The 12,953-nt window shown below is 38.4% G+C and carries 15 protein-coding genes; 14 read left to right on the top strand and 1 reads right to left on the bottom strand.

The window, feature by feature from the left end:
* Positions 1 to 919 precede the first annotated feature (919 nt).
* From CGC57_RS09355 to CGC57_RS09340, 4 genes are all read left to right on the top strand, one after another.
* Complete coding sequence (locus CGC57_RS09355; RefSeq protein WP_126371656.1) at positions 920 to 1,303, top strand: Imm52 family immunity protein; 384 nt, start codon at positions 920 to 922, stop codon at positions 1,301 to 1,303.
* 164 nt (positions 1,304 to 1,467) lie between these two features.
* Positions 1,468 to 2,130, top strand: a complete 663-nt coding sequence (locus CGC57_RS09350) for a hypothetical protein (RefSeq protein WP_095898907.1) — start codon at positions 1,468 to 1,470, stop codon at positions 2,128 to 2,130.
* Positions 2,123 to 2,710 carry an SUKH-4 family immunity protein gene (locus CGC57_RS09345; RefSeq protein WP_095898906.1) on the top strand — a complete coding sequence of 196 codons (588 nt, stop codon included), beginning with the start codon at positions 2,123 to 2,125 and terminating at the stop codon, positions 2,708 to 2,710. Before CGC57_RS09350 ends, CGC57_RS09345 begins: the two co-directional genes overlap by 8 nt.
* 25 nt (positions 2,711 to 2,735) lie before the next feature.
* Positions 2,736 to 3,212, top strand: coding sequence for a DUF6678 family protein (locus tag CGC57_RS09340; protein WP_095898905.1), 477 nt, complete (start codon positions 2,736 to 2,738; stop codon positions 3,210 to 3,212).
* A gap of 2 nt (positions 3,213 to 3,214) precedes the next feature.
* Here CGC57_RS09340 and CGC57_RS09335 read toward each other — a convergent pair whose 3' ends face one another.
* Positions 3,215 to 3,670 carry a methyltransferase family protein gene (locus CGC57_RS09335; RefSeq protein WP_095898904.1) on the bottom strand — a complete coding sequence of 152 codons (456 nt, stop codon included), beginning with the start codon at positions 3,668 to 3,670 and terminating at the stop codon, positions 3,215 to 3,217.
* A gap of 85 nt (positions 3,671 to 3,755) precedes the next feature.
* Between CGC57_RS09335 and CGC57_RS09330 the strand changes: the two genes are divergently transcribed.
* The 10 genes from CGC57_RS09330 to sufD all read left to right on the top strand — a co-directional run bounded on the left by CGC57_RS09330 (position 3,756) and on the right by sufD (position 12,912).
* Entirely contained in the window at positions 3,756 to 4,280 is a 525-nt protein-coding gene (locus CGC57_RS09330; protein WP_095898903.1) for a hypothetical protein, read from the top strand.
* A gap of 68 nt (positions 4,281 to 4,348) precedes the next feature.
* Complete coding sequence (locus CGC57_RS09325; protein WP_095898902.1) at positions 4,349 to 5,134, top strand: SDR family NAD(P)-dependent oxidoreductase; 786 nt, start codon at positions 4,349 to 4,351, stop codon at positions 5,132 to 5,134.
* Between the two features lie 38 nt (positions 5,135 to 5,172).
* A complete protein-coding gene (locus CGC57_RS09320; RefSeq protein ID WP_095898901.1) occupies positions 5,173 to 6,165 on the top strand; it encodes an SMI1/KNR4 family protein in 993 nt (330 codons plus the stop codon).
* Positions 6,158 to 6,934: an SH3 domain-containing protein gene (locus CGC57_RS09315; protein ID WP_095898900.1), complete on the top strand. Its 777-nt coding sequence runs from the start codon at positions 6,158 to 6,160 to the stop codon at positions 6,932 to 6,934. Before CGC57_RS09320 ends, CGC57_RS09315 begins: the two co-directional genes overlap by 8 nt.
* Before the next feature lie 78 nt (positions 6,935 to 7,012).
* Complete coding sequence (locus CGC57_RS09310) at positions 7,013 to 8,029, top strand: SMI1/KNR4 family protein (protein WP_095898899.1); 1,017 nt, start codon at positions 7,013 to 7,015, stop codon at positions 8,027 to 8,029.
* Between the two features lie 15 nt (positions 8,030 to 8,044).
* Positions 8,045 to 8,722, top strand: coding sequence for a DUF6348 family protein (locus CGC57_RS09305; protein ID WP_095898898.1), 678 nt, complete (start codon positions 8,045 to 8,047; stop codon positions 8,720 to 8,722).
* Positions 8,723 to 8,789: 67 nt separating this feature from the next.
* A complete protein-coding gene (gene sufC, locus CGC57_RS09300) occupies positions 8,790 to 9,530 on the top strand; it encodes a Fe-S cluster assembly ATPase SufC (RefSeq protein ID WP_002679493.1) in 741 nt (246 codons plus the stop codon).
* A gap of 36 nt (positions 9,531 to 9,566) precedes the next feature.
* A complete protein-coding gene (locus CGC57_RS09295; protein ID WP_095898897.1) occupies positions 9,567 to 10,427 on the top strand; it encodes a hypothetical protein in 861 nt (286 codons plus the stop codon).
* 9 nt (positions 10,428 to 10,436) lie between these two features.
* A complete protein-coding gene (locus tag CGC57_RS09290) occupies positions 10,437 to 11,606 on the top strand; it encodes an immunity 26/phosphotriesterase HocA family protein (RefSeq protein WP_088595126.1) in 1,170 nt (389 codons plus the stop codon).
* 4 nt (positions 11,607 to 11,610) lie between these two features.
* Positions 11,611 to 12,912 (top strand): Fe-S cluster assembly protein SufD, encoded by a 1,302-nt coding sequence (sufD, locus tag CGC57_RS09285; protein WP_095898896.1) that lies wholly within the window; start codon positions 11,611 to 11,613, stop codon positions 12,910 to 12,912.
* Positions 12,913 to 12,953: the final 41 nt, after the last annotated feature.

The raw sequence follows: 12,953 nt of genomic DNA, 5'->3' as shown, positions 1-12,953 counted from the left end.
TGAATCTATCAAGCCTACTATTTACCTATTTAATTTTAAGTCTATTTTTGTACAACTCTTCATATAATGTTTGTAGTTGCTGCTTTTTTCTTACTTGATAAATTCATCTATACTCACTGAAAAGTACTATATTTAGTTTATTTCTGAAAGTAATAATAGATATTTTGAGAAGTGATTACTTCTTTTTTAAAATAAACCCAATAGAAAATTCTCTCCATCGAATCTCCATTTTAATCTTTTGATTATCAAAGAAAATGTTGAGACTAATTCAAAAATCACTTTTAAAGCCTCTTTTCCCTACACTTAAAAAGGGAATAATCTATTTATTATTTTTTACTTAAAGTTCCTGAATTTTAATATTTTTCTCAAACACAAAATTGCTATTTTTCTCAAACTTTTACTTTTTTGTAAAAATTTAAATAATGTGAGTTCGATATAACAAAACACTTATTTACAAATAGTTGTCGAGATATAATAATGATGTAATTCATCTTTAGGTAAAACTTTGTGAGGTAATGTAATACAAAGAGCCTATTCAGTTTCTTTTTTGTGCAAATTTATGAAATTCATTGGAGATTTGAGTCTATATCTAGCAATTATCAAACAATTACTTACATCGAACTCACGTTAAATATAATATTTTTTTTAATCAATGGAGTTAAGTTTGATGGTGTATCAAGAAATTTTCTAAAAGAAGCTAAATCAAGATATAAAAATTTTGTTAAAAATAGGGATTTTTATAGCTAGTTCAAAGGGAAACAAGATTTATTGGATCAAGCTCAAAGGCAAATACGAGCAGCTAAAGGTGATAAAATAAAGTGGTTTTTTGAAAATAAAGAAGTAATGGAAGCAACAAAAAAACTATTTGACAAAGAGAGTATAAAAAGAATTGAATTAATTTATAAAAAATGCCGATACTATGAAATATGCAAAAATAGAGTCAATAAGTATTATATGGGGAGCAAGAAAAGAGTCTATTGAAAGTATTACTGATAAGATGGTTGCTTCTTTGGATTATCTTTCAATGAGATTTCCTGATATATTTTCCAAGTTTTATTGCTTAGGAAATAATTCACAAAGCTCTTTAAAACAAGAAGTTTTTATAAACAAAGAATGTATAACAAATATTTTAAAAGAAAAATTAGATAAAGAAGATGAAGCGTTTGGAACTCGAATTGGTTTATGGAATGGTAAAAAAGAATACGAGAAACAAGCTTCTTGTTCAGCTAAATTAGGGTCTTACTCTCAGTATCTCTTTAATAATTTTGTTTTAGATCTTCCTAAAATACAAGCTACACTTTAGAAGAAATAAAAGAAACTATTGTTTTCTTAAATAAACTTTTTGTTGGAGAGGAAATAAAAATTAATGGAGAGAAACAATTTTCTTTTTAAAAAATATTTATGAGTTCAAAAAGAAGTATATTTGTAGTTCCTTAACAATAAATTTAAAACATATCTATTAACAATATGACCGAAGCAGTAGCAAAATACATCAAAAAGCTCCATCAGTTGGAGAAAAAAGGCAATTTGGAGGTAGAAGACCTCTTGAAAATCCTCAAAACACCTAATAAGGAATATATTACTCCCTTGCGAGAAATGGTAGCGCAATACGATTGGCAACCACTCAATGATGAGCTTATTGTGCCTTTCGCCTCGTGGGTAGATGCCCTTTGCATTTATTTAGAAGAAGGGGTACAAGGCTTGGTAAAATCAATACACAAAACAAAAGACTTTTTTAGCATCATTTTTGGAGTATTGAAAGGGTTACCTACTGAGGAATCACTCCCTGCTTTTCTGGAAATTGCCCAAAATTTTTCTGCTAAAATCACCGATGAGCAGGAGGATTTTGTAAAAGAATACACCTATTCACTTTGTGATATATCACACCAACTCAAAAGTGAAAAAGTGAATAAAGACCTTCACGAGGCTTTTGTACCTATCTTAAAGCAAACTATCAGCTTTGCACAGTCTAAAAAAGACGAAGTGCTAATGTGTAGTGCTGCTGTATGCTTTCAGGCGTTTGGCGACAAGAACGATATACCCTACCTCAAAGCACTCTCCTTTACAGAAGCTTATTACAAAAACACAGGAAAAACTATTGCCAAAAGAATAGAGAAGAAATATGCTTAGTTTTACAAAAGACGATATAGAAGCCCTACACCAAGCCGGCATTACCGCTGAGTTACACCCTCCTCAACCCCAGCTAATGAGCCTTGACGAGGTACTGCAAAACAAGTTTGCCCTCCTGAACGACTATCCACAAATGGGGTTTTACTTCATTCGCTTTCCCGATGAGCTTGTCTCTATGCAACTACAAGGAAAACACTTCCAATGTTTTGGAAAATGCTGTTACGGTTATTTTGTACTGAATACCAAGGGGAATGTATGCTTACTCTCTACTAATAACGATTGTACCGACGCCCCTGTGGTGTGGGTGAATCATTCGCTCGACGAGTTTATCAAAAGTTATAGTTGGTTGTTAGCAGGGGTATTTCAGCTCAAAGGTAGTGATACATCTACCCAAGAAAAACTTTTTGCAGTACTAGATAAAGTCGCCCAGCAAGTAAGCGAGGCTATTCGTGAACTTCATCCTAAATTATTAGAGGAAGGAAGCCTTTGGAGCCAATTTATTTATATGATAGAAGACGGCTGGTTTTCTACCGCTTACCACGAAATATTCTATATCAGAGAAGGAAGAAGAAGTCTGTAATAATTTGTTAATTAAAAATACTCCTATGGAAAAATACAAGGAACTATTTCCATCCGCAGAAGACTACCATCGCTATATAGAGCAATTAGAAAAGAAAATAAGCACTTTTGCTACTTCGTATATGAGCAATGCCAAATGGCGCAAGCTCTTTACGGCTATCATCGCTCATAAAAATCTTATCAAGCAGTGCGAAATATATGATTTCTTTGGCTATTGTGTGAACGAAATCGCTTGGCACAAAGTAGGCAATGACAGCGATTTGTACATTCAAGAAGATTATATTTCGGAAAATATTACCACTGGTGAACACCCTACTTATTACCGCGAAATTGAATATATAGAGTTCAAAGCGCGCTGGCAAAGGGCATATATTGGCAAGTTAGTCCCTCCTATTTACGAGACACAAGACCTGAACGCTATCGAAACCTTGCTCCACAGTATATGTCAGTTTCAGTTATTAAAAACAGAAGAGAGTTTGAGGGTATTGGGGTATGGCAATTAAAATTACAGCCAGCGGCGTACTTTTAGGCAATAGTTTTCGTATTCTTTGCCAAATTTCAGTCTGAGAGCGCGCTCTTCTGGAATGATTTGGAAGCGTGTCATATAAGCTATAAATAGCAGTATCCCTATCCAAGTTAAAAGATAAGAGAGCCATATCGCCCAAGCGAGCAAACAGCAAGCCAAGCCTACGTACATAGGGTTGCGACTCAGCTGGTATACCCCTTTTGAAACAAAATGAGTAGCCTGTGATGGCTCGAGAGGATTGATAGTAGTGCGAGCTTTATGAAAACTCCAAACACCTGCGAATGAAACACCTATACCTATCCCTGCAACAGCTATAGCCACTACAGGCAAGTGAGGCAATGCACCAAAAGGCAACAAACGAGCAAGCACCCACATTATCAAGGCACAGATAAACCATACTGCAGCTGGTGGGATTTTAAGTTCTAAATTCTTCATTTATAAATCTCCTATACTGATTTTCATTGCAAAAATAGTAATATTTCACAAATTATTAGTACCTTTGTAGCATATTTTGAATTAAATGAATACACTAAGAAAAGAACTACGCCCCGATTTTGCGACAGCAGAAAAGCTGTATCCACTTGTACTAAAACGTTTGGAAGACTTCAAAGCCTTTTGCGAGGCTCAAAGTGAAGACACACCTAAGGAAGTATTTGATAAAGAATACAAGGCGATGGAGCAATACCTCAGTAAACTCACGGGTAAAGACCTTTCCGATACTTGGCTGTGGGAATGGTGGGAAGGCAATGGTATTGAGGCTTTTGCCTTTGATTTGGCAATGCCCGACCCTGTAAAACACAACGACCTCACTCGTGAAGATATTGCTGCTTTTGTGCGTATCATCATAGACATTGAATTTGAGTGCGAAAACGACTTTCAAAGGAAGTTTATGATGGATATGTTCTACGCGCATCAGTACTTTTATAAGTTTTTAGCACTGAACTGTCCGCATTTCGACCCTACTGTGCTCAATACCACAGAGTATAAAAATGGTAAGTATCTCCAACCTACTGTAGAAGGAGTAATGGAGAAAATATGGAGGTAGGTGTCAGGTATCAGGTATCAGGCGTCAGGGAATAGAATTGACAATTAATCTTAAAAAAATCTAAACAAATGGAACTAAATCGTATCAAAGGAAAAATCGCTTTTATCTCGGGCGCCAGTAGCGGGATAGGTAAAGCCGTAGCCGAAAAATTGGCGCAAATGGGTGCAAACCTTATTCTCTGCGCTCGTAGGGCTGAGGTATTGACAGAACTGAAAACCCAACTCGAAAAAGAACACGCTATAGAGGTCATTACCTTAGCTTTCGACGTGAGAAACTACCAAGAGGTGGCGAAAAATATTCAGTCTTTACCCGAAAAATGGCGACAAATAGATATCCTCATCAACAATGCAGGCTTAGCAATAGGATTGCAACACCTCCATACCTACGCCATTGAAGATATAGACCAGATGATAGACACTAATATCAAAGGGTTTACCTATATCGCCAACAGTGTGATTCCGCTAATGATTGCCACTGGTAAGGTAGGAACGATTGTAAATGTAGGGTCGGTAGCGGGAGAAATAGCCTACCCCAATGGCAGTATTTATTGTGCGACCAAGTTTGCCGTAAGAGCCCTCAGCGATGCAATGCGCATAGAGCTAATGGACAAAAATATAAAGGTAACTAACGTAAAACCAGGGTTGGTTGAGACCAATTTCAGCAAGGTGCGTTTCAAAGGCGACCAGCAGAAAGCAGATAATGTATACAAAGGCATTACGCCCCTATATGCCGAAGATATTGCCGACACTATCGCCTATATCGTCAATCTGCCCGACAAAATTCAAATCACCGATATTACCGTCACCCCCCTCCACCAATCGGATGCTATTCACGTTCACAAATTAGCAAATTAGTTAATTTACCAATTTGTCAACTCACTAATTTCCTCCTTATGTTAAAAACCTTAGAACAACAATACCAATTTCAATATCCTGAACTATATCATCGGCTTTATGCTGACCAAATGCTCGATATAGGCGAATATACTTCACATTGGAGCAAGGAAGTATATCCACGACTTAAAAATCACCCACTGCTCTTTTTGTACAGCGGTGAGTTTGAGTTGATTCCTCTTGCTAATATTGCCGAAGCTATCGAAGAACTCAACGGCGAGGACAGTTGGTTCAGTATCAACCCCGATTACCTTTTTATCCCTTTCGGACAAACGGGCGGCGGTGATTATTATTGCTTTTTGTACGACCAAAACGCTCCTAAACCTACTCCTCCTATAGCCTTGCTACAACACGATTCTGACGAGGCTGAACTATTAGCAAACACCCTCGAAGACTTCTTTTTCTATGAGATGCTCAACTCGGTGAACGATATATACGAGGGGTCGCTCGTACGCAGTGAAGGTGATTTCTACGAAAATATCACCCACCTGCTACAAAGTCATCTGCCTTATATAAGCAACGAGGCGCAACGGCAAGTAATACAAGATGTTTACAGCCGGAAACTCACCGATTTCACACGTGTGTTGCCACGTTCTACCCAAACCTATCAAGGATTATTATCCGATGAAGAATTGGCACAACTCCTGCAACAGTATATCCCCATAACAGGCGAAAAGACCTTTGTATATACAACTGAAAATGAAGTAGAAAGTACCCCTCCACGATATATAGACGGAACGCTCTATGTACGGGTAAGTCCTATTCCTGCTAAAAACGACAAAGTGTATGATGCCCTCAAAGCCCTCAATTGGCGACAAAACAAAGCCGTTACCGACCGCTTAGAGTACAGCAAGAAAATGCAATTGTACTACAACGACCAGTATGGCGTTCCGTGGGAAGAGTATATTTTAGGTGCTTTCAAAGAGCGTATCGAGGTGCTTAAGAAATTCCCCAATGTAACCGTAACTTTTGAACAAGCAAACAATGACTAAACAAGAAAAAGATTTCAGCGACCTCTCCCAAAAACTTCTCACCACTACCGATGGCAGTGAGTCATTTCTTGCGTTACAAAAGAACAAAATTAATATTATAGCAATGAAACGAATCCTTTTAGCACTATTATTCATAAGTCATTGCAGTTTTGCACAAGTAAAAGACTTCTTTGGCATTATCAAAGATAACGATGGTTATGTAAATATTCGTGAGAAAGCCAACATCAAAAGTAAGATTATTGGCACACTTAGCAATAATACAATGGTTTATATTGGTGAAGATCCTATTGGTAATTGGCTTAAGAACGAAGATAATGGATATATCTATAAAGATAGAGTACAATGGATACATCATTTTAAAGCAATTCCATCAGTTGGAGGGAATGAATACTTAGATATTTTTTCACAAGATGGCATTGAAGTAAAGGTGGCAACTCAAAAGTTTGACAAAAACAAACATAAAATCATTTATACTAAAAAGTTTGGTGTCACTAAAATAGACGGATTTGACCCTTATGGCGTTGATTACGACCTTCCTAAATACGAATATAAAAGTATTGAAGTAACCATTAACGGCAAAAAAGTTGATTTTCCTAAAAAGGCTTATAGTGATTTGCTTGATCCTTTGTCTGCTATAAAAGTTTATTACGATAAAGATAATGATGCTTTATACATAGTAACAACAGGCGGGGCTGGAGCTGCAGAATATGACGTTTGTTGGCAGATAATAAATGGTATTTACAAAGAGAGAAAAGTAGGCTCTTTCTAATTTTAGTGCGAATCTATGTATTTGCACGACTTTTCTAACAGTTTTTGTGACATTCTATCTGAAGTAAAAATTAAAAAAATGACTAAACAAGAAAAAGATTTCAGCGACCTCTCTCAAAAACTCCTCACCACTACCGATGGCAGTGAGTATCACGAATTGGTAAGAAAAATAGTGAAGAAGTACGGCGAGAAAATGCGTCAAGAAACCTTACAGACCTTAGTACGAGCAGTAAAAGAAAGCAAAATTACCCACGCTCGCAACTTTGTAATCGCACGTATCTCGGAACTTGTGACCGAAAACGACACTGCGCTCGCACCTTTCTTCTACGAAATGATAACCAAAGGCTTACCCTATTGGGCTTTTAGTGGACTGCTGAAAGTAGAAGGCGACAAGTGCTATCCTTTTTTGGTAGACTACTTGCAAAAGAAGGGTAACAAAGAAAATAAAGGAAGTGCTATTATCGCCTTAGCCGAGCATAGCGGACAGCCTTTTAATAACGACCTCCCCTCCGACCCTGCTTATTGGAAAGCCCTGCCTATAGAAAAAGTCCTTGAATGGCAGACGCAAGGTTACCCAAGAAAACAAGCACACAGCGAGTTTCCATTTTTAATAACCCATCCACAAACCGACTTAGAAAAGGCAATGGCTAAAATAGAACAAGTTTTAGCAAAAAAGAGAGCGTTTTGGCACGTAAAATCATATCAATACAACCGCGCTATTTTGGAAGTACCCGAAAAGCAAGTTATCGACAATATTAAAACGCGTTGGGAACTGCCCGCTGTCTACCTCACTTTCTTAGAACGCTTTTCGCCTGCCGATGATGCTTTTCTCAAGGGCATCAATCTGTATGGTGCTAATACTTTAATAAAGCATCAATGCGGTTATGCTTTCAGTAGTCCCAATGATGAACTCTTCCCCGATTGGAAAGCCCATTGGCTCGTAATCGCCGATAAAGATGCCGACCCTTATATACTCGACCTTTCCAAAAGTGACAGCAACGATGCGCCTATCTACAAAGCTCCCCACGGAGCAGGTGAGTGGAAATGGCGCAAAGTAGCGGGAAGTTTCTTAGAATTTTTAGAGAAATTAAGCTAATGAATTATATATATTATGGAAGAAATAATACTTTTAGAACTTTCTAAACAGATAAGAGATCAAGGGTACGATGCCACTCCAGATTTGCCTAATCTTATGATACGAATAGGCGACAAAATGCGTATTGAGCTTGATCCTATCCCTATCACCCCTGATATTCATAAAAGTGTGTTGCCAATGCATATAGGCACTTATTTAGAGGACGGTTTTTTTCCACAAGGAATTTTGGATAATATAGCAGGTTTTGGTGATACCGATGAGGAAAAGATAGATTCATTCATAGAAAATTACCTTTCTACTACATTCCAAACCATCATCAATAGTTTGGGTTGCCTTTTTGATAAAGGTTGCGATATCTATCGGGACAATTATCATTGGCATACCTCTATAGGCAACCTATATTTGTTAGGAAAATGGCAAACGCCTCGCAATGAAAGAGATTTCTATAACCTTTTGATAGACATTCTACCTCAAAAATTCACTACCGAATACCGTATCCAGTCGCTAAAATGTTTTGTAGCACGTACAAAAAGCGGATATGTAACCGAGTGTTTGTTAAACAATGAAGATTGGGACGAAGGAGCAGAACGCCTGCGTCAATACGCCCAAACTTGGCAAGACGAAGCCTCATTTCTATCTATAAAACAACTACTGATATTCCGTCTTTGTGACGCAATACACAATGAGAAATAAACGCCTAATTTTGCATAATTCAAAATAATATCGGAACTTTGCGCCCTTAACGCTAAACTCAATTAAAATGTTAATAATAAAAAATCTCCACGCAGGTGTGGACGGCAAAGAAATCCTCAAGGGGATTGACTTAGAAATAAAAGCAGGTGAAGTACACGCCATTATGGGACCTAACGGAGCCGGAAAATCTACTCTCTCTTCGGTAATTTCAGGCAACGAAAACTTCGAGGTAACCGAGGGTGATATCCTCTTAGAAGGCGAAAGTCTGTTAGAAGATGCCCCCGAAGAGCGCGCTCACAAAGGTATCTTTATGTCTTTCCAATACCCAGTGGAAATCCCTGGTATATCTGTAACGAACTTCATCAAAACAGCTATCAACGAGAGTCGCAAAGCAAAAGGACTCCCCGATATGCCTGCTGCCGAACTCCTCAAAAAAATACGCGAAAAAGCAGCCCTTTTAGAAATAAACCCCGATTTTCTCTCTCGCTCCCTCAACCAAGGATTCTCTGGCGGTGAGAAGAAGCGCAACGAAATCTTCCAAATGGCAATGCTCGAACCCAAAGTCGCTATCCTCGACGAAACCGACTCTGGTCTCGATATCGATGCCCTCCGCATTGTCGCTAATGGCGTGAACAAACTCAAAAACGAAAACAACGCAGTGCTCGTTATCACCCACTACCAACGCCTCTTAGACTACATCGTCCCCGATTATGTTCACGTGCTTTCCGATGGTAAAATCGTAAAAACAGGCGACAAAAACCTCGCCTTAGAATTGGAAGCTAAAGGTTATGATTGGCTGAAAGGATAATGGTTAATTATTAATGATTAATGATTAATTACGGTTATGCTCATTGAAAAATACACAGAAACCTTAACAAACCCTTTGTTACCTGAGGCGTTTCAGTTCTTAAAAAGAAAAGACCTCTTTGCTATCAACTATAAACATCAGCAAATAGGCGTATGCAATGAGTCAGAAGGATTTTCGCTCTACACTTTTGAAAAAGAACTGCTTTGGGAAATAAATAAACCTATTGTAGGGGCTTTATTAGCGATAGAACGCCAGCAAATTTGGCTTGCCGAGCGCCACGATGCTGAACATATCACCGTATGGGTATATGATTTGCAAGGGAAGGCATTGGCGTCTATGCCTATGGACGACGAAATCTACGATGCTAATATAGAACTGAAAGCATTGCCTAATAACAAGGTGGTTATCACTTTCTATGGCGGACAAGATGGTTGTATGAGTTATCTGTTATCTTTTGAAAACGAAAAACTGAAAGTAGCTAAACAATTGCCTAACGATGTAGATTTCTGCTGTATGCTCAGTGAAAAAGAAGCTGTATTCACCAATTTCTACGAGGCAGAGCTTTATGTAATGAGTTATCCATCGCTAAAAACACTCAAAAAGCACCATTTCTCCGAGGATTGGGGAGCCATAGCACAACCTTTCAAAGGTGACAAAATACTGATTACTGATATGTATTGCAATCGGCATTACATTTTTGATGTCAGTACCCTCACAGTGGAAGACGAAATCATTTTCAAAGGTTTTGAACCTTATAAAGATGAGATAGAAGACTTTTTAGTAAGTGATATCGACGAACTCCACTATCACAACGGTCAGCTGATAGGAGGATATACCGAAGTAGATAGCGAGCGCAACGCCATATACCATTGGCTCATTGGCAAATCGACAAATTGACAAATCGGTATGTTTGAACTCAACAACGAACAACGCAAATACGTAGGCTTAGACCCTATATTACCTCATTGGGATAGGGTTTTATTGGCAGGCGACAAACACCGCCCAGAGAGCATATTGTATTTTGACGGCGATATCATCAAAAGGCAAATCATCTCCACAAAGGAAAAATATATTGAAAAACAGTACGAGGAAGCAACACGCAACCGCGAAACATTGTTACCTAAAACCTCAAAAGGTAAAGAAGTGCCTTTGCAAGCCAATCATTTTGAAAAACGCACCCCTATTGGCGTGTGGGTAGAAATCAAAAATGACCGGTTGGCAATAACGAGCTACACTTCCGAAATCACTTTTTACGACACTCTTTGGGAAAAGCCTTCCGATAGAAAGCAAACCTCTATCCCACAGCAAATAGCTGATTTTATCGCTCAATCACCAGCAAATCATTTAGAGGAAATAGCCGAATTTAAACAACAGAAACGCAAGCACGTAAAATTCAAAAAAGGCGATATTTTCTGTTTTAAACTCAATCGCACCCAATACGGATTTGGCAGAGTGGTTTTAGATATCTATAAGATTCAAAAAGAAAATATGATTCCTAAAAACCATTTTTGGAGATTTCTTTTTGGTCGAGCTGTGATGATACAGTTCTTTGTATATGCTTCCGATACTAAAAATGTAGCTATAGAAGTATTGCAACAGCAGAAAACAATGCCCTCTAACGTGATGATGGACAACAATTTGTTCTATGGCGAATACGAAATTATAGGCAACGTTCCTATCCCCGATGAAGAATACGACTTCCCTATCAACTTTGAAGACGATGGATTTATGTTATACGGCGGTCCTAAATATTTTTTGCAATGGGGATTGATACAATTAGGAATGAGTGAAGCCGCCTTTGATGAAAGAGCCGAAAAACTCAAAACCCTCACCGATAATTTGGATTATAACAATAGAGGAAATGGTATTTCACCACAGATGTATAGAAAACATCGTTTAGCGCAAATGCTCAGTGGCGAGGACTTATGCTGGTGTGATAGAGATTTGCGCGCTCCTTTCAACAAAGCTATCAAAGATGAAATCCTTACAATTTTCGGTCTTGACCCTACAGCAAGCTATGCCGCAAATTGCAAGAAGTTATACACAATACCCTTACCAAGTGAATTAAAAGATTAAGAAGATGAATTTAAAAGAAAAATGGGTTACTGCCTTCGAGGCATTCCCTCATAAAGACGATATATTAAAAGACATTCGCAAAGAAGCCCTTAGTTTCTTTGCCGAAAAAGGTTTCCCGCATAAAAAAGTAGAAGCGTGGAAATACACTTCACTCTCTGACCTCCAAGCTACTGATTACAGTTTGTGGCAACCTATTCACAATAAAACAACCCTCTCACCCGAAGTGTTGCACAAGTACGCTATCGCAGATTGCTATCAGCTTGTGTTTGTAAACGGCTATTACTGCCCCGAAATGTCGAGCAAAGAGATTGCAGGCGCTACTATTAGCCCTCTATTAGAGGCGTTGCACAAGGGCGGAGAAGCCTTTATCAAAAAATACTTCAACTCCAATACCGAAAAAGGTGATATATTCACAGCCCTCAACACAGCTTTTACCTCAGAAGGGCTCTATATAGAAGTACCTAAAGGAAAAATAGTAGATAAACCTATACAATTGTTATATTTCAACGACAGAAAAGAAACCACTTGTTATCAGCCGCGCAATATTATTGCCGTGGGAGAGAATGCACAGCTCAAAGTCATTGAAGTACACCAAAACCTATCGGATACTGCTACGGCTATCCTTACCAATGCAGTAACCGAGGCATTTGTAGCCAAAGAAGCTTTCCTCGACTATTACAAATTGCAAAACGATAGTCTTACCGCTTCTCTTATTGATAACACCTATATTTCGCAAGAAGCAAATAGCCACGCCAGCGTACATACCTTCTCATTTGGGGGCACACTCACTCGCAACAACCTCAATTTCTATCACCAAGGCGAGCATTTAGAATCTACCCTCAAAGGGTTGAGTATCCTCAAAGGCTCACAACACACCGATCATTATACGTTGGTGAACCACGCATATCCTAACTGTGAGAGTCATCAGGATTATAAGAGTATCGTAAGCGATGAAGCTACCAATGTGTTCAATGGTAAGATAATGGTAGAACAAATCGCCCAGAAAACAAATGCTTATCAGCAGAACGACAACATCCTCCTCTCCGATAAGGCAACAGTATACACCAAGCCCCAACTCGAAATCTTCGCCGATGATGTGAAGTGTTCGCACGGTTGTACTGTAGGCTCTCTCAGTGCAGACTCTTTATTCTATCTGCAAACACGAGGCATAGGCAAAAAAGAAGCGGCTGCCCTACTCACTTATGCTTTTGCTAATACTGTATTAGAAAGCGTAAAAATCCCCGCTCTTTCGGAGTATATCAATGCTATTATTGCTAAAAAATTAGGCGTAACCGTAGATTTTTAAGAGAAGAAGTATGAGCTAACAACGTGTAAAATACTCTTTAA

Origin of the sequence: Capnocytophaga sputigena (assembly GCF_002302495.1) — a bacterium.
Classification (GTDB): domain Bacteria; phylum Bacteroidota; class Bacteroidia; order Flavobacteriales; family Flavobacteriaceae; genus Capnocytophaga; species Capnocytophaga sputigena.
This window is presented reverse-complemented; position numbering and strand designations above follow the sequence as displayed.